Here is a 23,851-nt window from a genome sequence, read left to right as displayed (position 1 = left end):
CAGCGATCCGCTGACGTGCCCCCTGAGGTCCGGAGTACCCCTTGTCGAATGCCGCGCCCATGGCCCCCGGCACCGCCCCCTCCCCCGTCGGCGACCCTCTGGCCGGAGCCGTGCCCCTGGAGTCGTCCGAGCAGCTGCGCGAGATCCTGGGCGAACCGTGGCCGCTCGTCATCGACAAGGTCCACGACGAACTCACCGAGGCGGACCTCGACCTCCTGGCCCGTGCGCCGTTCTGCGCCGTGTCGACCTCCGACGCCGAGGGCAACTGCGACACCTCCCCGCGCGGGGGCGAGCCCGGCTTCACCCGGGTCCTGGACCCGCGCACCCTCGTGCTGCCCGACCTGCCGGGCAACCGGCGCGGTGACAGCTTCCACAACATCCTGTCCAACCCGCACGTGGGTCTGCTCTACCTGATACCCGGCGTCATGACGGTCCTGCGGATCAACGGGCGGGCGCGCATCCTCACGGACGCCCCGTTCTTCGACGAGATGGCAGTCAAGGGCCGGCGCCCCGACCTGGCACTGGTCGTGGACATCGACGAGATATACCTGCACTGCCCGGCCTCGCTGAAGCGCTCCGGCGTGTGGGCCCCGGAGACCTGGGAGGGCGCGGCGGGCTGAGGCCCGGGGCTCGCCGGTCCGGTCCCGGCACACGGTGTGTGCCGGGAACCATGAGGCGGGACCGGCGCGGAACGCGCCGCACTCGTCGGCCGCCTCAGCTGGCGCGGGCCTCCTCCACCGTGCTGACGACCGTGGTGACGGTGGATGCCGTGGCTCCGGCGGCGCCGTCGACCAGCCCGCCGAGTCCCCCGGCGTCGTCGAGCGCTCCGAGCGAGACGGGCTGTCCGGCCGCGCGTGCCACGTCCCCGTCTCCCGGGTGCGGACTGATCGCGGCGATGACCGCGCCGGTGGCGAACGTGAGGACGGCGAGTGCGCTTCGCTTCTTCATGCCGGATCAACGGCTCACGGCCCCGGAAGACACGCCGGATCTCCGCGCCACCCGCACCTTCCCGCCGTGGTCCCACCTCGCCGCCCCGCCGGCTCGGCGCGCTGCCTACGCTGTGCGCATGGTGGTCTACGCCCCGGCGGCGCTTCTTCTTCTCACCTTCTGCGTCAGCGTCGCGCGTGAGCGCCGGAAGTTCAGCAACGCCGTGATCCTGGGACTGGCGGTCCTCTGCGCCCTGGCGGGCCTCCTGTACAGCCTGGTCTCGTCGGGGTCCGTGCCGGCACGGGTCGTGGCGGTGTCGCTGCTGGTTCCGGGTGCCGTGGCCGTCCTCGTCCTGACGTACTTCCTCTTCCTCAACGGCGTACGGATGCTGCGCAAGGAGGGCAGGAGCCCGTCCAACCTGCTGTCGTTGCTGAGCGCCCTGGCGATCCTCGCCGTGCTCGCCCTGCTGGCGGTCGCCGCCGTGCTGCGGACCCCGGTGCTGATCGGGGTGGCGGCCGCGGCCGGCGGGCTGGCGCTCTACTTCTCGTTCCTGTTCCTGTGCTTCGTCTGCTACGCCTTCCTCTACGGACGGCTGCTGGTACGCCGCAGCGCCGATTTCGTGGTGGTGCTGGGGTCGGGGCTCGTCGGCGGATCCACCGTGCCGCCGCTGCTCGCGAGCCGGCTGAAGCGGGGGCGGGAGGTCCACGCCCGGCTCTCCCGGCGCGGCGGTTCCCCCGTGCTCATCACCTCGGGCGGGCAGGGCCCCGACGAGGACCTGCCCGAATCCCACGCCATGGCGGACCACCTGGTGGCCGAGGGCTTTCCGGCTCACCTCATCCGGCGGGAGGACCGGTCGACGACGACGGAGGAGAACCTGCGGTTCAGCAAAGCGATCATGGAGGAGGCGAAACCCGGCTACCGGTGCGTCGTCGTGACGAACAACTACCACGCCTTCCGTGCCGCCCTCACCGCCCGACGGGTCCGGATCCGGGGGCAGGTGGTCGGCGCGCCCACGGCCGCGTACTTCTGGCCCAACGCGACGATCCGCGAGTTCGCGGCGGTCCTGATGGACTACCGGCGGAGCAACGCCGTGATGTGCCTGCTGATCCTCCTCGGCGGAGTGGCCGTCTGGTGGACCCGTCTGAGGTAGGAGCGCCGGCACGCCCCGAAGAGGCTCAGAACCCGCCGCCTCCGTCGAAGCCGCCGCCTCCGAATCCACCGCCGTCCCCGAAGCCGCCCCCGTCGCCGAAGCCACCGAAGCCGGACGAGTCGAAGTCGGAGCCGGAGACGTCACCGCCGCTCCATTCACCGCCCCCGCCGAAGTCACCGCCGCCGTACTCCGCCGCGTACGCCGGGGTGGAGAGCATCGAGCCGAGCATGGTGCCGACCAGCAGGCCGGGCAGCAGACCGCCGCCGAAGTAGCCGCCGGCCCAGGGGCCGTAGGCCGGGCCCGCCTCCCAGTAGGGGCGGCGGCGGCCGTCGCCGACGTCGACCGTACGGCTCATGGGGTCCTCGCCCTCGCGCAGCCGGACCTCGTCCGCGCCGCAGACCGGGACCTCGCGGGCCGCGCCGCCGGACGGCGTCCACAGGACGTCCGCGACCGAGGGGCCGTGGCGCGGGTCGAAGAAGCAGGGCGGGCGGCGTGCCGGCAGCGCGCGGCCGGTGCGCCTGGCCTCCAGGACCGCGAGCGAGAAGCGGCCGTCCTCCAGGGCCTGGGTCACCCCTCGCACGTCGGACGGGTGCTGGGCGTTGCCCATGCGGGACTTGGCGTCGTCGTAGGAGTCGAGCGCACGCTCGTAGTCGACGCGCATCGCGTCGTCGGCGCCCTTCTCCCCCGGATGGAAGTCCAGCCGGTCCAGGGTTTCGCCGTACGCGGTGATGTCCTCGTCCACGACGACCCTGAGCTTCTCCAGGGCGGCCCGCTCTTCCTCCTCCTTCCGCTTCCTGTTGCGGCGGACGACGGCGAAGGCCGCGCCCCCGCCGATCAGGACCACGCCGCCGAGGACGATCAGGCCGCCCACCGGGACGCCGTTCGCCGCGCCGTCGGCGGCGTCGTCACCGCCGGACCAGGAGGCCGGGGCGCTGCCCTTGGCCTCCTTGACGGCCCGGTCGACGAAGGCGTTGAGCTGGGTCGCGGCGTTCGTGTCGGTGCCGGGTGCCTTCACGGCGGTGGTGAGGTTGTCGACCGCCCGGACCGGCATCACCTGCGGGTCGGCGCCCGCGTCGAAGCCGTCGCCGAGGCGGACCGCGTAGACACCGGTGATCCCGGTGTCGGTCCGCAGGTTCCGGAGGAGGTTGTCGGCCGGGTACTCGGACGTCGCCGGCAGGACGGCCACGAAGACCGGCTTGTCGGCGTCGGTGATCTTCTTCTCCAGGGCGGCCTCCTGGGCCGCCGAGAGCTGGCCGGACGCGGCCGGGTCGACGTAGACGGGGCCCTGCCGCAGGGCGCGGGCGGCGTCGTCGATCGTGGCGGGGGCGGCATGGGCGGTGGAGGACATGGCCAGCAGTGCCGCCGAGAGCATCAGCAGCAGGCAGGCCCACAAGGGAGCGAACAGCCTGTTCCGCATACTCCGAAAGTAACCCGGACGGGTGACAAATGCGCCACCCGCCCGGGTCCCTTTCGTGCTGTTACGCGGCTACACGGCGCGGTACGCCGCTCGCAGCTTCGCCACCGCTCCGGTGAGATCGCCGGTGAGCAGCAGGTGGTCGGCCTCGGCGAACGGCTTGGAGACCGCCTGGGTCAGCTTTCCGCCGGCCCGCTGCTGGACCAGGAGCCTCGCCCTGTCGACGATCTCCTTGCCGGCCGCGGTCTTCCCGAGGCCCGCCCGCTCGGCGAGCTGGGCGGCGACGGCGAGGCCGGTGAGCGTGGCCTCACCGCCCGTGGGGACCTTCTTCAGCGTGGTGAGACCCCAGCCGTACGGGAACTGCGGGTCGTACACCGTGTCACCGACGTTGACCGGCAGCTGCGCCTCGGACTTCGGCCAGGTCACCGGGAGCTGTCCGGTGAAGGCCCGCTTGCCGTAGAGGACGTCGGCGACGCCGTCCCCCTCGGTGCCGGGCAGCCAGGAGGCGACCAGCGCGTCGATGTCGCCGAGCCGGTCCCCGATGAGCTGGGGGCGGCCGGAGACGACGAGGACCGCGCACTTCATGGCCGCGCAGACCGTGTCGATCGCCTTCTTGTCGGCGTCGGTGAGCTCCAGGTCGTGTCCGTTGCCGACGTCCCCGATGCCCTCGGCGTACGGCTTCTCGCCGACGACCACCACACCGGCGTCGTAGCCGTCGGTCGGGGCGGAGGCGTCCTGGGAGAAGGTGGCCGACGAGGTGTTCTTCTCGATGCCCTCCAGGATCGTCGTGCCCGTGGTGGTGGCACCGGAGGCCCCCTGCCAGCTGACGGTCCAGCCGCCCGCCTGGTTGCCGAGGTCGTCGGCGTTGGAGCCGGCGACGTAGACCTTCTGCGAGGCCTTGAGCGGGAGCACCGGGCCGTCGTTCTTCAGGAGCACCTGGGACTTGGCGGCTGCCTCACGGGCGACCGCGCGGTGCCCGGCCGAGCCGACGTCGTCCAGGTTGGACGTGTCGGCGTACGGCTTCTCGAAGAGGCCGAGGCGGAACTTCTGGGTGAGGATGCGCGACACGGCGTCGTCGATCCGGGCCTGGCTGATCCGGCCGGCGGTGACCTCGCTCTGGAGCGTCTTCGTGAAGTCCTGGTACGCGGTCGGGACCATGATCATGTCCAGGCCGGCGTTGACCGAGGTGCGGACGTCGCTGGCGTAGTCGCCGGGGATCTGGTCGATGGCCTGCCAGTCGCTGATGACGAAGCCCTCGAAGCCCATCCGGTCCTTGAGCACACCGTTGATCATCTCGGCGTTGGCGTGCATCTTCACCGGGCCGGCGTTGTCGCCGAGGACGTCCAGCGAGGAGTACGACGGCATGACCGTGCCGACGCCCCGCTTCACGGACTCGGCGAAGGGCGCGAGGTGGACGGCTTCGAGCTCCTCGCGGGTGACCTTGGTGACGCCCTGGTCGATGGTGTACGAGCCGGTGGTGGACGAGCCGAACTCCGTGCCGCCATCGCCGACGAAGTGCTTGGCGCTGGCCAGCACCTTGTCGTTGCGGTCCAGGTCCTTGCCGGACGGGCTGCCCTGCATGCCGTTGATGACCGTCTCCATGGCCTCGACCAGGGCGGGGTCCTCGCCGTACGCCTCGTAGGAACGGCCCCAGCGCTCGTCACGGGTGACGCAGACGCAGGGGGCGAAGTCCCAGGGGATGCCGGTGGCGCGGACCTCGCTCGCGGTGACGGCGCCGGTCTTCTCGGCGAGCTTCGGGTCGCGGCCCGCGCCGATGCCGATGTTGTGCGGCATGATCGTCGAGCCGATCACGTTGTTGTGCCCGTGCACCGCGTCCACGCCGTAGATCAGCGGGATCTGGAAGCGGGTGGCCTGCGCGCGCAGCTGGTAGGCGTCCACCATCTTCGCCCACGCCTCGGGCGTGTTCGGGGTGGGCACCGAGCCGCCGCCGGAGAGCAGCGAACCGAGGTCGTACGCGGCGATGTCGCCCTGCGACTTCAGCGCGTTGCGCTCGGCCTGGGTCATCTGCCCGGCCTTCTCCGCGGGGGACATCCGCGCCAGCAGGTCGGCGACCCGCTGCTTCACCGGCAGCTTCGCGTTCTGGTACGGCAGCCCGTGGGCGTCGATGACGACCTGCGGGTTCTCCTTGGGCGCCTTGGCCCCGGTGACGGTGAGCTCCAGCGGGATCGTCTCCGCGGACTCGGCGCCCCTGTCCTTGGCGGTGGCCACGGAGACGGTGTGCGTGGTGCCGGACGCGGTGCCGGCGGGGAAGGTGTGGGTGCCGGTGACCGGGGTGTAGTCCTTGCCGGACTCGGCGCTGCCGCCCTTGGTCGTGTAGGCGACGGTGACGGGCTCCTCGATGGGTACGGAGCCGGTGGTGGCGACGGAGATCCTGATGTCCGCCGTCCCGCCCTCCTTCACCGTGTGCACGGCGGAGTCGACGACGACGCTCGACTTCAGCGCCGGGTCGGCCTTGCCGTACAGCTCGACGGCGTCCATGGCGAAGGAGCCGGGGGCGCCGGTCGGCAGCGTGACGGCGTAGCCCCACATCTCGTTCAGGCCGAGGACCTGGTCGATGCCGCCGACGGGCTGGTAGTCCGCGCGGTAGACGAAGTCCGCGAAGGGGATCTCGACCTGGTGCCAGCCCTCCCAGTCGTCGGTGAAGGAGGTGGTCCACAGCTCGGAGGCGCCGCCGTTCGCGCCGCCGTCCTTGATCTCGAAGTTGATCCGCTTGCCCGAACCGGGCGGCAGGGGCGCGGTGTTCTGGCCGTACCACCAGAAGCGGATGCCCTTGTGGGCGGTCCAGTCCTTCGGGGGCTGGTCGACGGCGAACTCATGGCTGAGTCCGCCCCAGGCGCTGATGTCGTAGGTGCCCTGGAGGACCTTGGAGCCCTCGGGGGCGTCGGCGCGCTCCTTGAACTCCAGCGCCGGGTGGTCGTCCGCGTCGCCGCCCCAGGTGAACAGGGAGTCGGCGGGCGGGTTGCCGAGGGGCACCTCGCCCTCGAAGCGGTCGACGAGGACGGGGGCCGGTTCCTCGGCGTCGGCCGCCGCGCTGGGGACGGCCCCGGCGAGGAGTGAGGCGAGGACGGTGGCCGCGGCGAGCGCGGCGGTCGCCGGTCTCGCGCGATGGCGTGCGCGGGCGTGCGGTGTACGGGGCATGCGCGGCTCTTCTCTGCTCCGGTGGTCGGTGGACGGGGCTACTTCTGCTCGACCCGCACCCAGTCGATCTCCGCCTTGATGCCGCCCTGCGCGACGCGGTCGACGCTGGACTGCGGGAGGCCCCAGTAGGGCTGGGTGACCTTGTTCCAGCCGGCGGGATAGGCCCCGCCGAGGGCAAGGTTGAGGATCACGTACTGGTTGTGGTCGAAGACCCACTTGCCGCGGGTCGACTCCAGCTTCTGGCGGGAGGTCTGCTGGACGACGCGGTCGTCGACGGTGAAGGTCATGCCTTCGGGCGTCCACTCGACGCCGTAGGTGTGCCACTGGTCGCCGCGTCCGCCGTTCGGATACGTCTGCTGCTTGCCGATGTTGCCGTCGGCGGAGTACCCGGGGCCGTGCAGGGCGGAGCTGGTCCAGTCGCCGTAGCCGATGTTCTCCATGATGTCCGTCTCGCCGGAGCCGGGCCAGGAGACCGCCGGGTCGTCGACGTCGCTGCCCAGCATCCAGAAGGCCGGCCAGTACCCGTCGCCGACGGGCAGCTTCATGCGGGCGCTGACCCTGCCGTAGGTGAAGTCGAACTTCGTGTTGGTGTCGACGCGGCCGGAGGTGAAGTCGAACGTGCCGTTGGGCGTGGAGGTGCAGCCCTTGCAGTACTTCGACTCCAGGACCAGGGCTCCGTTCTCGGTCCGGATGTTGGCGGGCGAGTCGACGTACGCCTGGGACTCGCCGTTGACCGGGCCCATCTCCGTACCGGTGCGCACCACACGCCACTTGGAGCGGTCGAGGCCCGATCCGGTGAAGTCGTCGAAGAACTTCGTGGTGTACGCGCCGCCGGGGTTCGTGGGCAGGGCCGGGTAGGCGGCGTTCGCGCTGCCGCCGGTGCCCCACACCTGGAACTCGTAGAGGGAGTAGCCGAACTGGGCTGTGGAGGGAGCCGGGTTGTAGAAGGAGCGGCGCTCCTTGCCGAGCATCCGGACGTAGCGGCCGGTGGCGGGGGCGGACAGGGTGATCGTGTCGTGGCGGCCCACGGCGTCGCCGGGGGACTTCACGTCGGCGCGCCGGGCGGCGACCTCGGAGGCGGACGGGCGGTGCACGGTGCGCCAGGTCCTGTTGTCGTCGGAGACCTGGATCTCGTAGTCGACGGCGTAGGCGGCCTCCCAGTACAGGTCGAGGCTGCTGATGGTGGAGGTGGCACCGAGGTCGACGCCGACCCAGCGGTCCGCGTTCCAGTCGGAGGACCAGCGGGAGCGGTCCGCCTTGAGGTCGGCGGGCCAGCCGCCGTCGGTGACGTAGGCGGGTGAGTTGCCGGCGTGCTGGTAGAGGTTCCCGAAGGCGGGGTGGTTCAGGGCGAGGTTGGCGCGGGTCGTGGACGCGGGGGCCGGCTCGCCGCCGTACACCTGGAAGGAGAAGAGCGAGTAGCCGTAGGGGGTGGCGCGCTCCACGCCACGCATCCGGACGTAGCGGCCGGTGACCTCCTGCGGGTAGGTGTGGGCGGTGACGGTGCCGCCGGTGCCCTCCGTCTCGGTGTAGAAGGGCGTCCAGTCCGTGCCGTTCCTGGAGACCTCCAGGACGTACCGCTTGCCGTAGGCGGCCTCCCACTCCAGCTTGACCTGGTTGATGCGGATCGTGGCGCCCAGGTCGATCCGTATCCAGGCGTCGTCGGCGAAGTTGCTGGACCAGCGGGTGGCGGCGTCGCCGTCGGCCGCGGCCCCCGGGGCGACCCCGGCGTTCTCGCTGCCGGACGCGGTGACCGCGCCCGGGTTCGCGGTGTAGGCGGACGCCGCCCTGTCGGTGTCCCAGGCCGCAGCGGCGGCCCGCACCGCGGGGTCGGGGGCGGGGGCGGCGAGGGCCATGGGGGTGGTGAGGGCGATCAGGGCGGCGGTCGTGGCGAACAACGTCGTACGTGAGGGCATGTGGGGGTGCTCCGATACGGGTCAGTCGTTGCGGGATTCACGGGTCAGGTGGATCGTGTCGCGGTACCACTTGGCGCTGTCCTTGAGCGTCCGCGCCTGCGTGTCGTAGTCGACGCGGACGATGCCGAACCGCTTGTCGTAGCCGTACGCCCACTCGAAGTTGTCCATCAGCGACCAGGCGAAGTAGCCCCGGACGTCGGCACCCTGGGCGCGTGCCTCGGCCAGGGCGGCGATGTGGTCGGCGAGGTAGGCGGTGCGGTCGGCGTCGGGCACGGTGCCGTCGGCGGCGACGGTGTCGTCGAAGGCGGCGCCGTTCTCGGTGATGACGGTCGGCAGCGCGTAGTCGCGCTGGAGCCGCAGCAGGAGATCGGTGAGCTCGGTGGGGGTGATCTCCCAGTCCATGGCGGTGCGGGGCAGGTCGCGCTCCACCCCGCGCACGACGGGGAGCCCGTCGGCGTCGGTCGGCGATCCGTCCTCGGTGACTCCGGAGAACAGGGCGCCCCGGTAGAAGTTGACGCCGAGGACGTCGAGGGGTGTGGCGATGGCCTCCAGGTCGCCCTCCTGGACGGGCAGTTCGATGCCCTGGGCGGCGAGGTCGTCCACGACGTCCTGCGGGTAGCGGCCGTGGACGACCGGGTCGAGGTACAGGCGGGTGCCCATGCCGTCGGCGCGGCGGCAGGCCTCCCGGTCGGCCTCGCTGTCGGTCTCCGGGGTCGCGGTGCCGAGGTTGAGGGTGATGCCGAGTTCGAGCGGGTTGGCGCCCGCGGCCTCGCGCATCTGCCGGGCGGCGAGGCCGTGGCCGAGGAGCAGGTGGTGGACGGCGCCCATGGCGTCGCCCATGTCGGTGCGGCCGGGGGCGTGCGCCCCGTAGGCGTATCCGAGCATCGCCGAGCACCACGGCTCGTTGAGGGTGGTCCAGTGCTCGACCCGGTCACCGAGGGCCTCGTAGGCGAGCATGGAGTACTCGGCGAACCGCAGGGCGGTGTCGCGGGCCGGCCAGCCGCCCGCGTCCTCCAGCTCCTGCGGCAGGTCCCAGTGGTAGAGCGTGATCCAGGGCGTGACGCCCCTGCCCCGGAGCTCGTCGACCAGCCGCTTGTAGAAGTCGAGGCCCTTGGAGTTGGCGGGGCCCCGGCCGCCGGGCTGGATGCGCGGCCAGGCGAGGGAGAAGCGGTAGGTGTCGACGCCGAGGCCCGCGATCAGCTCCACGTCCTCGGGCATCCGGTGGTAGTGGTCGCAGGCCACGTCGCCGTGCTCCGCGTGGTGCACGGCGCCCGGGACACGGCAGAAGGTGTCCCAGATGGAGGGGGTGCGGCCGTCCTCCGCCACGGCGCCCTCGATCTGGTACGAGGAGGTGGCCACGCCCCAGCGGAAGTCCGCGGGGAGTCCCTGGACGGCGGCGGGCTGCAGGCTGCTGCGGGGCGTGACGAGATTCATGGGTCTCCGTAACTCCGGGTGTGCTGTGGGGTGGTGAGCGGTGGTGCGGTCAGTGGTGCAGCCAGCAGGCGACCTCGCGGTCCTGGCCTGCGTCCGGCGCGGCGAGGACCGGCACCCGTGCGGAACAGGCGTCGAAGGCCTTGCCGCAGCGGGGATGGAAGGCGCAGCCGGCGGGCATGGCGGACAGGTGCGGGGGTGAGCCGGGGATGCCGGTGAGCTCGCGCCGGGGGCCGTGCAGCGCGGGGAAGGAGTGCAGCAGGCCCTCGCTGTAGGGGTGGCGCGGGTCGCGGTAGATCTCGGCGGCGCCCGCCTGCTCCACGATCCGTCCGCCGTACATGATCGCGATGCGGTCGGAGAACTCGATGAGCAGCGAGATGTCGTGGGTGATGAACACGACGGAGAAGGAGAGGCGTTCGCGCAGTTCCACCAGCTTGCGCAGGATCTGCCGCTGCATCACGACGTCGAGTGCGGTGGTGGGCTCGTCCATGATGACGATCTCGGGCTCCAGGGCGAGCGCCATCGCGATCATCACGCGCTGGCGCATACCGCCGGAGAGCTGGTGCGGATAGGCGGCGAGCCGGTCCGCGGAGATGCCGACGAGGCCGAGCAGTTCCTCGGCGCGCGCGGTCCGCTCGGCGGCCCGCATGCCGGGGCGGTGCGCGGCGAGCACGTCGGTGAGCTGGCTGTGGACCGTGTGCACCGGGTTCAGCGAGTTCATCGCCCCCTGGAACACGATCGACAGCTCCTGCCAGCGGAAGGCGCGCAGCTCGTCGGGGCTCAGGGCGAGGATGTCGACGGCCTCACCGCCCGGCCGGTGGTAGTGGACGTCCCCGCCGGTGATCACCCCGGGCGGGGAGAGCAGCCGGGTGACGGCGTACGCCAGGGTGGACTTGCCCGAACCCGACTCCCCCGCCAGGCCGAGGACTTCACCCCGGTGGAGGGTGAGGTCGATGTCCCGCAGCGCGCGGACGCCGGTCTCGCCGGTGCCGTAGTCGACGTTCAGGCCGCTGATGGTGAGGATCGGCTCGGCGGTCATGCGCTGTGCTCCTTGCTGGGCGTGCCGGGCGATTCGGGGGTGCCGGACGGCGCCGGTTCCGTGGGGGTGCCGGACGGCGCCGGTTCCGTGGGGGCGCCCTCGCGGGCCACGGGGGTGAACGCGGGCGGCTCGGACGCACCGGGCGACCGGGGCTCGGCGGTGCGGACCACGGGGGTGAAGCCGACCCGCATCCGGACCTTCCGGGAGGAGCCCGTCGCGGTGCGCAGACGCGGGTTGACGAACTCGTCGATGCCGAAGTTGATGAGGGAGAGCGCCGTGCCCAGCAGGGCGATGCACAGACCGGCCGGGACGAACCACCACCAGGCGCCCTGGGCCAGGGCCTGGTTGGACTGCGCCCAGAAGAGGACGGTCCCCCAGTTCCAGTGGGAGATGTCGGCCACGCCGATGAAGGCGAGGGTGATCTCCGAGAGGACGGCGAAGATGACGGTGCCGACGAAGCCGGAGGCGATGACGGCGGTGAGGTTCGGCATGACCTCGAACAGGATGATCCGCCAGGTGGACTCGCCCGTGGCGCGGGCGGCCTCCACGTAGTCGCGGCGCCGCAGCGACAGGGTCTGGGCGCGCAGCACGCGGGCGCCCCAGGCCCATGAGGTGAGGGCGATGACGGCGGCTATCAGCAGGTCCCCGGTGTCCTCGACGAAGCTCGCGATGATGATGATCAGCGGCAGGCCGGGGATGACGAGGAAGATGTTGGAGAGCATCGAGAGGACCTCGTCGGCGGCGCCGCCGAGGAATCCCGCGCTGACCCCGATGAGCACGGACAGCACGGTCGCCAGGATGCCGGCGAGGAATCCGACGAGCAGCACGCCCCGGGTGCCGACCAGGATCTGGGAGAGGACGTCCTGTCCCGTCTGGGTCGTCCCGAACCAGTGCTCGGCGGACGGCGGTTGCAGCAGCTGGTCGCTCATCGCGTCCGGGTCGTACGGGGCGAGCCAGGGGCCCGCCACGGCGAGGAGCACGAAGAAGGCGAGGATCAGCAGCCCGATGCGGGTCTTCCCTCCGCGCAGGAAGCGGAACCTCACCCGGCCCGCGGCGGCGGGGGTGGGCGGGTCGTCCAGTACGGCGACGTCGGTGGCGGTGACGGACACAGTCGTCAGGCCTCCTTACGAGTGCGGGGGTCGAGGAGGGCGTAGGCCATGTCGGCCAGCAGGTTCGCGGCGAGCACGGAGAGCGTGATGATCAGGAAGACGCCCTGCATGAGCGGGTAGTCCTTGGCTCCGACGGCCTGGAAGAGCTGGTAGCCGATGCCCGGGTAGGAGAAGACCATCTCGACCAGCAGGGTGCCGCCGACGATGAAGCCCAGCGAGAGGGCGAAGCCCGAGATGTTGGGCAGGACGGCGTTGCGCGCGGCGTAGGAGAACATCACGCGCCGCTCGGAGAGCCCCTTGGCCTGCGCCACCATGACGTAGTCCTCGGAGGAGACCGTCACCATCATGTTGCGCATGCCGAGGATCCAGCCGGCGATGGCGCTCAGGACGATCGTCACCCCGGGGAGCACCCCGTGGTAGAGGGCGCTGGAGATGAACGGCCAGTCGAAGGCCGGGACCAGGGAGTTGTCGTATCCCCCGGCCGCCGGGAAGATCTGCCACTTGACCGCGAACACCGCGATGGCGATGAGGCCGAGCCAGAAGTAGGGGATGGCCGAGATGAAGGTGGTCACGGGCAGCAGCCCGTCCAGCCAGGAGCCTCGCCGCCAGCCGCTGTAGACGCCGATGCCGGTGCCGAGCAGGAAGCTGATCAGGGTGGTGATCCCGACCAGGGCGAGCGTCCAGGGCAGCGACTGGGAGATCACCTCGCCGACCGGGGTCGGGAAGAAGGTGAAGGAGAGCCCGAGGTCGCCGTCGAGCAGATGGGACCAGTAGTCGGTGTACTGCGCCCAGACGGACTGCTTCTCGTCGAGTCCGAACAGCGCCTTCAGCGAGGCGATGGCGGTGGTGTCGAGCTGCCCCTGGTACCGGCTCATCAGGGCGTCGACGGGGTCGCCCGGCATCATGCGCGGGATCAGGAAGTTGATGGTGATGGCGGCCCACGCGGTGATCGCGTAGAAGGCGAACCGCTGGAGGATGTACTTCACTTCGCTGCTCCCTCGGCGGTGGTGCCGTCGTACAGCCAGCAGGCGGCCCACTGGCCGTCCGCCAGGTCGAAGCGCGGCGGCAGCTCGGTGCGGCAGCGCTCCATGGCCTTGGGGCAGCGGGGGTGGAAGCGGCAGCCGGCCGGCGGGGTGATCAGTGAGGGCGGCTCGCCGCTCCCGGTCTCCTCCTGCGCCTCGGTGTCCGCCACCCGGTCGGGGTCGGGTGCGGAGGCGATGAGCAGCTGGGTGTAGGGGTGTGCGGGGTGCTGGGTGACGGTCTCGCTGTCGCCGCCCTCGACGATCCGGCCGGCGTACATCACCAGGGTCGTGTCGGCGAAGTAGCGGGCGGACGCGATGTCGTGGGTGATGTAGAGGATCGCCAGGTGCAGGCGCTCCTTGAGGTCGCGGAGCAGGTTGAGGACGCCGAGCCGGATCGACACGTCCAGCATCGACACCGGCTCGTCGGCGAGCAGCACCTGGGGGTCGGCGCCGAGCGCGCGCGCGATCGCGACGCGCTGGCGCTGCCCTCCCGACAGCTCGTGCGGGAACTTGTCCAGATACTGATGAGGAGGAGTCAGCTGGACGCGTTCGAGCAGAGCGGTCAGGTTCTTCTCCAGGTCCGCCTCGCCGTCCCCCGCCCTGCCGTGGATCTTCAGGGCGCGGGTGAGGTGGTAGCGCACGGTGTGCACCGGGTTGAGCGAGGCGAAGGGGTCCTGGAAGATCAGCTGGACCTGCTTGACGTATCTGCGGAAGGACCGGCCACGTCCGGCCTTCACCGCCGTGCCGCCCAGCTCGATCTCCCCCGCGGTGAGCGGGTACAGCTGGGCGAGCAGCCGCGCGACGGTGGATTTGCCCGAGCCGGACTCCCCCACCAGAGCCGTGACGGTGCCGCGCCGGAGCTTCAGCGAGACGTCGTCGACGGCGTGGACGGTACGGCGGCTGCGGGCGAGGAGGTCCTTGCCGGTGCGCCGTACGGGGAAGTGCTTGGTGACTCCGCGTGCTTCGAGCACCACATCGTTCGTGGTGCGCACGTCTGCGGACTGTTCGGTGGTCATGGCCGGTTCTTCCCGTGCTTACTTGGCGGGCTTCAGGTTCAGCACGACTTCCAGCGCGTCCTGCTGGGTGTGCTGCGGGGCTGCGTAGGGGTCCGCCTCGGTCGGCCAGCCCACCCAGTTCTTCGTGGAGTACTCGGCGCCGATGGGGGCGGCGGCCGTCGGGATCACCGGCGCCTGCTCGACCATGATCTTCTGGAGGGCGTTGATGGCCTTGGTGCGCGTGGCGTCGTCCGTGGCGTTGGCGTACTCCTTCAGCGCGGCGGTCGCCTCGGGGCTCTTGAAGCGGCCGAAGTTGCCGAGCTGGGAGGCCTTGCCGATGGGCTGGAGGATCGCCCCGTCCATGATGTTCTGGTACATGTCGTACGGGGTGGCGCCGCTGTTGGTCCAGTGCAGGGTGGCGTCGAAGTTGCCGACGGCGACATCGTTGGTCCAGGCCTCGGCGGTCTGGGTCTTGACCTTGGCCTCGATGCCGAGCTGCTTGATGCTGTCCTTGATGATCGAGAGCCCGGTGATGTAGTCGTTCCAGCCGGCCGGGTCGGTGAAGGTCAGCTTCACGGGCTTGCCGCTCGGGTCCTTCAGGACGCCGCCACTGAGCTTGAAGCCGGCCTCGTCGAGGATCTTCTTGGCCCCCGCGACATCGGGCTTCGTGGTGGCGCTCTTGTACTCCGGCGCGAGGAACGGCTCACCGGCGGGCAGCGGGATGCCGGTCGGGTTGGTGATCTCCGGGTAGAGCGTCGCCTGCGCCTGCACGTGGATCGCGTTGCGGTCGACGACCATGGCCATCGCCTTGCGCAGCGCCGGGTTGTCGAACGGCTTGCGGGCGGTGTTGAACCACAGGCCGTGGATGCCGAGTCCCGAGGGGAACCAGAGCTTGTGGTTCTTCGGGTCCTTGGCGACGTACAGCTGCTTGTAGTTCGGCATGAAGACGAACGACCACTCGAGCTTGCCGTTGGCCAGGGCCGTGGTCGCGGCGCTGTTGTCGTTGTACGTGCTGTAGCGCAGCTCCTTGACCTTGGTCTCGCCCTTCCAGTAGGTGGGCGTGGCGGTCAGGGTGGTGGTCTGCGGGGTGAAGGTCTTCAGCTTGTACGGGCCGGAGCCGACCGGGGTGCGGTTGGGCCAGGTCTCGGGGTTCTCGACCTTCTCCCAGATGTGCTTGGGCACGACATAGGTCGAGATGATCTTGTTCTGGTTGACGAACTGGGATTCCTTGAAGGTCAGGACGACCTTCTCGCCCTCGACGGCGATGCCGTCGTACGGGATGCCGTTGCCGTTGAGCGCCGGGTGCTTCTTCAGCAGCTCGAAGGTGAACGCGACGTCGGCGGCGGTGAGCGGCTTGCCGTCGGCCCACTTGGCCCGCTTGTCGAGGGTGAAGGTGAGCTTGGTGAAGTTGGACTCCCAGTCCCACGCGGTCGCGAGCCAGGGGTCGGCCTTGTCGGTGGGGCGGATCATGTTGGTCATCGCCAGCGGCTCGTAGATCATGTACCGGTAGCCGAGCGTGGCGCTCGCGGAGGTGGCGAGGAACGGGTTGCTGTTGTTCGTCTGCGGTCCGTCCGGCTTGCCGATGGTCAGCACGCCGGAGGCACCGGCTCCGCCTCCCTTGTTGGCGCCCGAGTTGGCGGACGAGCAGCCCGCGGCGAGCGCGACCACGGCAGTGGCGACTGAGAGCGCTCTCAGAGTGTGACGACGGCGTACGGACATGGCGACTCCAGGAGGACTGCGGGTCTGGGAGATCCGGTGTGGACAGCGCTCGACGCGCCGGGCGGGTGGTGCGGGTGCCGGTGGCGGCTGGTTCGGGGATGCGGACGGGTGACCGGCGGGGAGGCCGGGTCCGTTACGGCGCCGAGTGGCGCACGACCAGTTCGGTGGGCAGCACGACCGGTCCGTCCGGTACGGCGGTGCCGCCGAGGTGGGAGAGCAGCAGGCGGGCCGCCGCCTCGCCCATCTGCCGGGTGGGCTGATGCACGGTGGTCAGCGGGGGTTCGGTGTGTTCGGCCATCGGGATGTCGTCGAAGCCGACCACCGCGATGTCGTCGGGTACGCGGCGGCCGGCGGCTCGCAGGGCCCGCAGGACACCGGCCGCGCTGATGTCGTTGTGCGCGAAGACGGAGTCGAACTCGGTGCCCGACGCGAGGAGTTCCTCCACTGCGAGACGGCCCCGGCGTTCGGTGAAGTCCCCGTCCACCACCAGTTCGGTGGGCAGGACGGATTGGAATCCCGCGAGCCGGTCGCGTACGCAGCCGAAGTGCTTCGGCCCCGCGACGACCAGGGGTCTCGTGCGTCCCGAGTCCCGCAGATGGCGGGCGGCGGACGCGCCCCCCTCGTGATTGGTGGTCACGACGGAGGGGAATTCCGGGTGGTGGCCCCGGTCGTCGATCAGCACGATCGGCAGTCCGGACCTGTGCAGCGCGGTGAGCTGGTCGAGCGTGTTCTCGGGTTCCACGACGACGAGGCCGTCGAAGGCGCGCGCCGACACCTGGGTGGTGAAGCGCTCGACGGACTCGGCACCCCGGTTGCAGGTGAAGAGCAGCAGCCCGTAGTCGGCGGCCTCGACGGTGTCGACGACTCCCTGGAGCACCTCGCCCATCCACGGCCAGGTGAGCGAGGGCACCAGCATCCCGACCGTACGGCTGCTGCCGCGGGCCAGCCCGACGGCGCCCGAACTCGGCACGTAACCGAGGTCCGCGATCACTTCACGAACGCGGGCGGCCGTGGAACCGTCCACGTCGCCCTTGAGGTTGAGGACCCGCGACACCGTCGTCTTGCTGACGCCGGCCTCACGGGCGACATCGGCGATGGTGACGCGCATCGGAGCCTCCAGGGGCAAGGCAGGACAGGGGTACGGAACGGGCTTCGGTACCGGTTCCGCAACCGGTACCGGAACCGGTACCGGCGTTGCGGCTGGAGTTAACCCCGCTGGAACAGAGGCGTCAATACTTCACACCGAGATTGGTCCGTACCCATGCTCGAAGCAGCTTCGGAACACGATGCGTTCACCTCTTGAACAAGCGAACCTCTTGACGAGGCCGCGTAGGCGCAGTTCACCACCGGCTCGTCCGGCAACACCGCTCCACCCTGCCCGGAGAGGGAGCAGGCCGTGATCCGGACGCGAAGGACGGCCTGGGTTCCTGGGAGCGAGACCGGACGCCGGACACCGGCGACGACATGCCGGCCGGGCAGCGGATCCGCATCGCGGCTTCTCGATCGCACACGATGCGCAGGAACGGCTTCCGCTCACCGGACGGGCCGAACAGCTCACTCCCGAGAGCTGACGACGGTCGACTCGTCGTGGCACGCACCGGCCTCGTTGATCCACGGCGGTCTGCTCGACGACGGTTACGGCACGCGCGACGCACGGTCAGCGCGCACGACGCGGACAGCGGGCACGGCCGGGCCGACCGCGGGATCGAGCAAAGCCACGGCCTTACACCTGCAACAGGTCCGGGGGTGCGACGCCGGACGTACGGCGCCTCGACGGGGGACGTCGTGACACGGCGGCGGGCGAGCGTCCGGACGTGACCGGCCGGTCCACCGCGAGGGCCCGGGTCCGGACCCGCACCGGAGCCGCCGGCGCGACACGGCGGCTCCGGCAGGGGACGGCCGGTCAGTGGGCGAGGTCGGCCTTGAAGGTGTTGCTGGCGTAGTCCATGGAAACGCTGTACTCCGTGCCGTCCTTGACGTCGGTGGCAATGACCCGCCACTTGCCCAGGTCGCCCGACTTCGTGAACTCCTTCCAGGAGTTGCAGGTCGTGCCGCCGGAGGACGGGTGGAAGCACACCCGCACGGTCAGCAGGCCCGCATTGCCCCAGTCGGTGAACCTCACGTTGATGTCGTTGCACCGTGAGGTGGTGGTGTACCGGCCGAACCTGTGCTCGGACTGGTCCGTTCCCATGTTCCAGGTCTTGCTGACCGCGCCGCCGTAACAGGTCGCGGCAGCCGCATTCGACGCGGTTCCGACCGTGAGTCCGCCCGCCGCCATGACCAGTCCGCCCGCGACCGCCGCCGCCCGTTTCGTCGCTCTCCTCATGCCGTGTTCTCCTCTGACTGCCGATACGCGGAGTTCCGCACGAGGCGCCCGGGAGACCGATCCCCGGGCGCCTGTTCACCGCGTCAGCTTCTCCACTTCCGTCCTGGCCGGCCAGGCCGTTGCGCTCTGCCGCAACAGCCCGGGTCAGGAGCCGGTTCAGGCTGCGCCGGATCAGGGAGCGAGTCCGTCGACGTGCGTCACGAGGCGGAGGAAGGAGTCATGGCGTGGCCGCCCGTGCCCCGCCCCGCCGGTTCCGGTACGGCCGCCCCACCCCCCTCGCCCGCTCAGGGAGGCCACGCACGCACGAGGCCGTCGCGGTGGACAACAGGGCCCACCGGCGGGGGCGTTCAGGCGGCGCGCCCCCGGAGCGCTCCGTGATCCGCGCCGCCGGCCGGCGCTCCCCCTCCGTCACGCCGGGAACGTGCGACGGAGGAGGGTCGAGCCTAGACTGGAGTTCGAGGCTCGACCCAACACTGGCGCTTGCAGGACGTGTTGAACGCGCGCCGTGAAGCGTGCGGTTCGCCGATGGACCTCGAAGGCCGTACGGCCCCGGCGGAACCGGGGCCCGGCCCACAGCCATGGAGCATGTGACGGTGCCTCCCGGCCCGGCGGCCCGTCCTCCCTCTGCATGATGCCCCGGCGCGGACCGCTGCGGCGGGACAGCGGGGCCGCGGGCCGTCCCGATGCCGTGGCCCGGCGGTCCGGGGAAGATCCGTCGGTGCCTGCCCGGGAGACGGCGCGTGCGAGCCCCGTCCGGGGCCTTCCACGACCTCGTGCACATGTGTGGCCGGCGGGAACGGCCTCGTGCATATCGGTGGGCCGTCGGATCACCACCGAGGCCGCCGGTGCGGCCTTTCCCCCACGTCCGGAGGAGTTGATCAGGATGCCTGAAGTCATCGGTGCCATCAGGGACAAGTGGCTCGCACTCGGGGGCCCCGGAGGAACTCTGGGCGAGCCGCTCGATGTCGAACAGCCCACCTTCGACGGGGTGGGCAGGTTCGAGGAGTTCCAGCGCGGCACGGTCAGCTGGCATCCGCAGATCGGAGCCTTCGCGGTCTGGGGAATGATCCGGGACGTGTGGTCCGGGCTCGGCCGGGAACAGTACGGCTACCCCGTCACCGACGAGTCCGTCTGCCCGGACGGACGCGGACGCTTCAACCACTTCCGCGCCATGCACACCCCCGGCAACCCCGAATCCTCCATCTACTGGACCCCCGAAACAGGCGCCCACCCCGTCTACGGAGACATCCGACGCAAATGGAGCGAGCTCGGCTGGGAGACATCCCCCCTCGGCTACCCCAACGCCCCCGAAACCGACTGCTCCGTCGGCGGAGGCCGACGCCAGACCTTCGAAGCCGGAACCGCCGTGTGGCACCCCGACCACGGCACCTTCACCGTCCACGGCCTCATCGCCGCGACCTGGGCCGCCGCCGGAGCCGAACAGTTCGGCCACCCCGTCACCGACGAGACCGGCTGCCCGGACGGACGCGGACGCTTCAACCACTTCCGCGCCATGCACACCCCCGGCAACCCCGAATCCTCCATCTACTGGACCCCCGAAACAGGCGCCCACCCCGTCTACGGAGACATCCGACGCAAATGGAGCGAGCTCGGCTGGGAGACATCCCCCCTCGGCTACCCCAACGCCCCCGAAACCGACTGCTCCGTCGGCGGAGGCCGACGCCAGACCTTCGAAGCCGGAACCGCCGTATGGCACCCCGACCACGGCACCTTCACCGTCCACGGCCTCATCGCCGCGACCTGGGCCAACGCCGGAGCCGAACAGTTCGGCCACCCCGTCACCGACGAGACCGGCTGCCCCGACGGACGCGGACGCTTCAACCACTTCCGCGCCATGCACACCCCCGGCAACCCCGAATCCTCCATCTACTGGACCCCCGAAACAGGCGCCCACCCCGTCTACGGAGCCATCCGGGACCGCTGGGCGGGTCGCGGCTGGGAGAGGAGCTCGGTCGGATACCCCCTCGAAGCGGAACACGACCGGGCCGGCCTCCCGGGCCGGGAGCAGAACTTCGAGCACGGCCGGGTCACCTGGACACCGGAGACCGGTGCGTTCTTCGACCCGCTGGCGCTCAGCGCCCCCATCGAGACGGGCGGGCTCGCCGCGCTCGGCGGCTGGATCGCGGTGACCGTCAACGGCGACGGCTCGACCCGTTGGCAGGGCCACGCCCACGACAGCGGAGCGGACGGCTACGACTTCGGCATGTCCGCCGTCCTGCGGGCGTCGTCCGGTCGCGCTCTGGCCTTCGCCCACTCGGGGCACGTGGGAGGCACCTTCACCTCCGGGTCGCGCGACCACGACTGGGACCAGACCGTCCCACCGCACCCCGTCGTGACGGCCAATCTCGGCGCGTTCAGCGACGGACAGCTGGAGACCCACCTGGACTACTCCAGCGACATCGGCAGCACCCTCGAAGGCGCCCTCGAATGGCTCGTCAAATGGGGTGTGGGCAGCGCTCTCGGGCCGGTCGGCGCCGTGGTGTTCGTCGGGCTGGAGGTCGGGTCGCTCATCGCCACCGGATCGCTGGTCCCGGGGGCACGTCTCGCGGGAGGCATCCTCTGGATGGCCGGGCCGGCGAACACCCTCCTCGCCATCGCCGCCGAGGGGGTCGCCTCCCTCGGCAGCCGTACGCGTGAACTCACCCAGGAGGAGTACGACTGGGCGGATTCGAGGGTGTTCAGCGGTTCCCTCCCTCCGAGGGACCAGATCATCCTGACCGACACCATCGGCGGTGGGGACCGGGCCTTCACCTTCCCGCGCTACGACGGGAAGGTGACGCTCAACATGGGTGCCGGCGCGTTCGACGATCCGCGCCAGGGGACCCCGGGGGCGCTCGGGCAGACCTTCGTCCACGAGCTCGTACACGCCTGGCAGATCCGCCACATGTCGATGGAACTGAGCCTGCTGGCCGACGCCTTCGCGTCCAAGGTGTGCGAGGCCACCGGTGGCAATCCCTACACCTACGGGCCCGCGGGCCAGCCGTACGCCGAGCTGAACCTGGAGCAGCAGGCCCAGGTGGTCAGCGACTGGTTCGCCGGCCGGGCACCGGCCGGCACGAATCAGACGGGTGTCCCCGCCGACGTCAACAGCCCCTACTTCAGGTACATCACGGAGAACATCCGCACCGGTGCCGTCTGACCCGGGCCGGACCGGACCACCACAGGACGGAGGCAGTCATGCCACGGACCAACCCCCATCTCGGGAACGAGAACGCCTTCGGCCCGTCGCACGAGGCACGTGGCTGGCAGGCGGGATACGACGCGGGGATCGGCTCGCCGGACGGCGTTCCCCCGACGCCCCTGGTCCGTGTCGGCGGCTTCATGGACGCGTTCGCCGAGGGCGCCTCGGCGGGCAACGCCGACGGCGGGGCGGAGGGCTGGCGGCTGCGGGCCGTACGGGAGGAGGGTCCCGGCGCCGTGGCCCGTCCGCCGGGCACGGAACCGGTGGACAGTGGTGAGAGCGGTGGCCGGGCCCCGGACTTCCCGCTCGCGTGGCGGAGCGTGGGGCCGTTGCCGCTGCTGCCGATGCTGACGCACAGCGCGCCCGAGGCGCAGGCCACGTGGACCGCACAGCTCGCGGGCCTGGCCCTGCGACGGGCCCTCGCGGCGGAGGGCGGTGCCGAGCTCCTCTACCTGCCGGTCTGCCTCCAGCCCGAGCACACCCTCACCGGTGACTCCGTGCTCGACGCCGGCTACTGGCACGGGGAGACGTCCGGCTCCTTCGACACCGCGGCCCGGGAGGCCGCCGAGCACGCGCTGGTGCGCGTCCCCCACTTTCCGGGGCTGGTCCGCTACCGCCCCGAGGACGACCACAACTTCTGGGAGTGGCTCCCCCTGGCACAGGGGGACATGTCACTGCTGTGAGGGATAAGGCCGCTCGTGGTCCCGCTGCCCCCTGAGGGGTACCCCGGGGCACGAGCGGCCGGGGCGGCACTAGTCGGTGGGCTCCACCCCGGCCCGCAGCAGGCCGAAGGTGTACGCGTCCTCCAGTGCCTGCCAGGACGCGGCGATGACGTTCTCGGCCACGCCGACCGTCGCCCAGTCGCCGTTGCCGTCGCCGGTGGTGATCAGCACGCGGGTGGTGGACTCGGTGCCCGTGCGGCCCTCCAGGATGCGGACCTTGTAGTCGATCAGCTCCATCTTGGCGAGCTGCGGGTAGATCCGCTCCAGGCCGACGCGGAGCGCCCGGTCCAGTGCGTTGACCGGGCCGTTGCCCTCCGCGGTGGCGACGATCCGCTCGCCCTTGGCCCAGAGCTTCACGGTCGCCTCGTTGGCGTGGGTGCCGTCGGGGCGGTCCTCGACGATGGCCCGCCAGGACTCGACGCGGAAGTAGCGGCGCGGCCGGCCCTCCACCTCGGCGCGCAGCAGAAGCTCGAAGGAGGCGTCGGCCGCCTCGTAGGTGTAGCCCTTGAGTTCGCGCTCCTTGACCCGCTCCACGACCCGGCCGACCAGGGCGCGGTCGTCCCCCAGGTCGATGCCGAGCTCCTTGCCCTTGAGCTCGATCGAGGCGCGGCCCGCCATGTCGGAGACGAGCATCCGCATGGTGTTGCCCACGCGTTCGGGGTCGATGTGCTGGTACAGGTCGGGGTCGACCTTGATCGCGGAGGCGTGCAGTCCGGCCTTGTGGGCGAAGGCGGAGACACCCACGTACGGCTGGTGGGTGGAGGGCGTGAGGTTGACGACCTCGGCGATGGCGTGGGAGATCCGGGTCATCTCGGCGAGCGCGCCCTCGGGCAGGACGGTCTTGCCGTACTTGAGCTCCAGCGCGGCGACGACGGGGAAGAGGTTGGCGTTGCCCACCCGCTCGCCGTAGCCGTTGGCGGTGCACTGAACGTGCGTGGCGCCCGCGTCCACGGCGGCCAGGGTGTTGGCGACGGCGCAGCCCGTGTCGTCCTGGGCGTGGATGCCGAGCCTGGCGCCGGTGTCGGCGAGGACGGTGGAGACGACGGCCTGGATCTGGGCCGGGAGCATGCCCCCGTTGGTGTCGCAGAGGATGACAACGTCGGCGCCGGCCTCGTGCGCGGTGCGCACGACCTGCTTGGCGTACTCGGCGTTGGCGCGGTAGCCGTCGAAGAAGTGCTCGCAGTCGACGAAGACCCGGCGGCCCTGCTCCGTGAGGTGCGCGACGGTGTCGCGCACCATCTCCAGGTTCTCTTCGAGGGTGGTGCGCAGGGCCAGTTCCACATGGCGGTCGTGGGACTTGGCGACGAGCGTGATCACGGGGGCGCCGGAGTCCAGGAGCGCCTGTACCTGCGGGTCCTCAGCGGCCTTGCCGCCCGCCCTGCGGGTGGCGCCGAAGGCGACGAGCCGGGCGTGCCGGAAGTCGATCTCCTGCCGGGCACGGGCGAAGAACTCGGTGTCACGGGGGTTGGCACCCGGCCATCCGCCCTCGATGAAGCCCACGCCGAAGTCGTCCAGATGCCGGGCAATGGTCAGCTTGTCCGCGACCGTCAGGTTGATGCCTTCACGCTGCGCACCGTCGCGGAGCGTGGTGTCGAAGACATGGAACGTGTCGTCGGGGGCCGTGGCCGTGGTGGTCATGCTGATCTGACTCCTGTCGGGTGAGCGGATCCGGAAGACTCGGCTCCACTTGCCCCCATCATCTCGCGTGCCTCGCTCCGGCCGT

General features: G+C 70.9%; 17 protein-coding genes. 4 read left to right on the top strand and 13 right to left on the bottom strand.

The genetic code is table 11. From position 1 onward, the window contains the following. Nucleotides 1–41 precede the first annotated feature (41 nt). The gene (locus AMK10_RS06240) at nt 42–620 is read left to right on the top strand and encodes an MSMEG_1061 family FMN-dependent PPOX-type flavoprotein (RefSeq protein WP_073745564.1); all 579 of its coding nucleotides are present in this window, start codon (nt 42–44) and stop codon (nt 618–620) included. Between the two features lie 94 nt (nt 621–714). Here the strand turns inward: AMK10_RS06240 and AMK10_RS06235 are convergent, their stop codons facing one another. Further along, entirely contained in the window at nt 715–948 is a 234-nt protein-coding gene (locus AMK10_RS06235) for a hypothetical protein (RefSeq protein ID WP_073745562.1), read from the bottom strand. 118 nt (nt 949–1,066) lie between these two features. Here AMK10_RS06235 and AMK10_RS06230 point away from each other — a divergent pair, with 118 nt between their 5' ends. Beyond that, nucleotides 1,067–2,077, top strand: a complete 1,011-nt coding sequence (locus tag AMK10_RS06230; RefSeq protein WP_073746087.1) for a YdcF family protein — start codon at nt 1,067–1,069, stop codon at nt 2,075–2,077. Nucleotides 2,078–2,102: 25 nt separating this feature from the next. Here the strand turns inward: AMK10_RS06230 and AMK10_RS06225 are convergent, their stop codons facing one another. The 11 genes from AMK10_RS06225 to AMK10_RS06175 form a co-directional block, all read right to left on the bottom strand. Beyond that, the gene (locus AMK10_RS06225) at nt 2,103–3,494 is read right to left on the bottom strand and encodes a hypothetical protein (protein ID WP_073745560.1); all 1,392 of its coding nucleotides are present in this window, start codon (nt 3,492–3,494) and stop codon (nt 2,103–2,105) included. Between the two features lie 69 nt (nt 3,495–3,563). Then, entirely contained in the window at nt 3,564–6,650 is a 3,087-nt protein-coding gene (locus tag AMK10_RS06220) for a glycoside hydrolase family 3 N-terminal domain-containing protein (protein ID WP_073745558.1), read from the bottom strand. A gap of 38 nt (nt 6,651–6,688) precedes the next feature. Then, nucleotides 6,689–8,563 carry a discoidin domain-containing protein gene (locus AMK10_RS06215; RefSeq protein ID WP_073745556.1) on the bottom strand — a complete coding sequence of 625 codons (1,875 nt, stop codon included), beginning with the start codon at nt 8,561–8,563 and terminating at the stop codon, nt 6,689–6,691. Nucleotides 8,564–8,584: 21 nt separating this feature from the next. Then, the gene (locus tag AMK10_RS06210; protein WP_073745554.1) at nt 8,585–9,997 is read right to left on the bottom strand and encodes a GH1 family beta-glucosidase; all 1,413 of its coding nucleotides are present in this window, start codon (nt 9,995–9,997) and stop codon (nt 8,585–8,587) included. 49 nt (nt 9,998–10,046) lie between these two features. Beyond that, complete coding sequence (locus tag AMK10_RS06205; RefSeq protein ID WP_073745552.1) at nt 10,047–11,033, bottom strand: ABC transporter ATP-binding protein; 987 nt, start codon at nt 11,031–11,033, stop codon at nt 10,047–10,049. Further along, a complete protein-coding gene (locus AMK10_RS06200; protein WP_079180620.1) occupies nt 11,030–12,142 on the bottom strand; it encodes an ABC transporter permease in 1,113 nt (370 codons plus the stop codon). Before AMK10_RS06200 ends, AMK10_RS06205 begins: the two co-directional genes overlap by 4 nt. A 5-nt stretch (nt 12,143–12,147) precedes the next feature. Continuing rightward, nucleotides 12,148–13,128, bottom strand: coding sequence for an ABC transporter permease (locus tag AMK10_RS06195; protein WP_073745550.1), 981 nt, complete (start codon nt 13,126–13,128; stop codon nt 12,148–12,150). Continuing rightward, nucleotides 13,125–14,180 (bottom strand): ABC transporter ATP-binding protein, encoded by a 1,056-nt coding sequence (locus AMK10_RS06190; protein ID WP_073745548.1) that lies wholly within the window; start codon nt 14,178–14,180, stop codon nt 13,125–13,127. Before AMK10_RS06190 ends, AMK10_RS06195 begins: the two co-directional genes overlap by 4 nt. 18 nt (nt 14,181–14,198) lie before the next feature. Then, on the bottom strand, nt 14,199–15,878 hold the full coding sequence (locus AMK10_RS06185; RefSeq protein WP_073745546.1) for an ABC transporter substrate-binding protein: 1,680 nt from the start codon (nt 15,876–15,878) through the stop codon (nt 14,199–14,201). Nucleotides 15,879–16,011: 133 nt separating this feature from the next. After that, the gene (locus AMK10_RS06180; RefSeq protein ID WP_073745544.1) at nt 16,012–16,986 is read right to left on the bottom strand and encodes a LacI family DNA-binding transcriptional regulator; all 975 of its coding nucleotides are present in this window, start codon (nt 16,984–16,986) and stop codon (nt 16,012–16,014) included. A 795-nt stretch (nt 16,987–17,781) separates the two neighbouring features. After that, nucleotides 17,782–18,204 (bottom strand): hypothetical protein, encoded by a 423-nt coding sequence (locus AMK10_RS06175; RefSeq protein WP_073745542.1) that lies wholly within the window; start codon nt 18,202–18,204, stop codon nt 17,782–17,784. Nucleotides 18,205–19,087: 883 nt separating this feature from the next. Between AMK10_RS06175 and AMK10_RS06170 the strand changes: the two genes are divergently transcribed. After that, nucleotides 19,088–21,364 (top strand): hypothetical protein, encoded by a 2,277-nt coding sequence (locus AMK10_RS06170; RefSeq protein WP_073745540.1) that lies wholly within the window; start codon nt 19,088–19,090, stop codon nt 21,362–21,364. A gap of 38 nt (nt 21,365–21,402) precedes the next feature. Next, nucleotides 21,403–22,089: a hypothetical protein gene (locus AMK10_RS06165; RefSeq protein ID WP_073745538.1), complete on the top strand. Its 687-nt coding sequence runs from the start codon at nt 21,403–21,405 to the stop codon at nt 22,087–22,089. A 69-nt stretch (nt 22,090–22,158) separates the two neighbouring features. On the opposite strand, the gene cimA is transcribed toward AMK10_RS06165, so the two are convergent. Continuing rightward, nucleotides 22,159–23,766, bottom strand: coding sequence for a citramalate synthase (gene cimA, locus AMK10_RS06160; protein WP_073745536.1), 1,608 nt, complete (start codon nt 23,764–23,766; stop codon nt 22,159–22,161). Nucleotides 23,767–23,851: the final 85 nt, after the last annotated feature.

This window comes from Streptomyces sp. CB02058, from assembly GCF_001905505.1.
GTDB lineage: Bacteria > Actinomycetota > Actinomycetes > Streptomycetales > Streptomycetaceae > Streptomyces.
The sequence above is the reverse complement of the archived record's forward strand: the minus strand, read 5'-3'. Positions and strand labels throughout refer to the sequence as shown.

Excerpts from the sequence above, each read along its gene's own strand:
- AMK10_RS06235 (WP_073745562.1), bottom strand. The coding sequence starts at position 948 with ATGAAGAAGCGAAGCGCACTCGCCGTCCTCACGTTCGCCACCGGCGCG.
- AMK10_RS06230 (WP_073746087.1), top strand. The coding sequence starts at position 1,067 with ATGGTGGTCTACGCCCCGGCGGCGCTTCTTCTTCTCACCTTCTGCGTC.
- AMK10_RS06225 (WP_073745560.1), bottom strand. The coding sequence starts at position 3,494 with ATGCGGAACAGGCTGTTCGCTCCCTTGTGGGCCTGCCTGCTGCTGATG.
- AMK10_RS06220 (WP_073745558.1), bottom strand. The coding sequence starts at position 6,650 with ATGCCCCGTACACCGCACGCCCGCGCACGCCATCGCGCGAGACCGGCG.
- AMK10_RS06215 (WP_073745556.1), bottom strand. The coding sequence starts at position 8,563 with ATGCCCTCACGTACGACGTTGTTCGCCACGACCGCCGCCCTGATCGCC.
- AMK10_RS06210 (WP_073745554.1), bottom strand. The coding sequence starts at position 9,997 with ATGAATCTCGTCACGCCCCGCAGCAGCCTGCAGCCCGCCGCCGTCCAG.
- AMK10_RS06205 (WP_073745552.1), bottom strand. The coding sequence starts at position 11,033 with ATGACCGCCGAGCCGATCCTCACCATCAGCGGCCTGAACGTCGACTAC.
- AMK10_RS06190 (WP_073745548.1), bottom strand. The coding sequence starts at position 14,180 with ATGACCACCGAACAGTCCGCAGACGTGCGCACCACGAACGATGTGGTG.
- AMK10_RS06185 (WP_073745546.1), bottom strand. The coding sequence starts at position 15,878 with ATGTCCGTACGCCGTCGTCACACTCTGAGAGCGCTCTCAGTCGCCACT.
- AMK10_RS06180 (WP_073745544.1), bottom strand. The coding sequence starts at position 16,986 with ATGCGCGTCACCATCGCCGATGTCGCCCGTGAGGCCGGCGTCAGCAAG.
- AMK10_RS06175 (WP_073745542.1), bottom strand. The coding sequence starts at position 18,204 with ATGAGGAGAGCGACGAAACGGGCGGCGGCGGTCGCGGGCGGACTGGTC.
- AMK10_RS06170 (WP_073745540.1), top strand. The coding sequence starts at position 19,088 with ATGCCTGAAGTCATCGGTGCCATCAGGGACAAGTGGCTCGCACTCGGG.
- AMK10_RS06165 (WP_073745538.1), top strand. The coding sequence starts at position 21,403 with ATGCCACGGACCAACCCCCATCTCGGGAACGAGAACGCCTTCGGCCCG.
- cimA (WP_073745536.1), bottom strand. The coding sequence starts at position 23,766 with ATGACCACCACGGCCACGGCCCCCGACGACACGTTCCATGTCTTCGAC.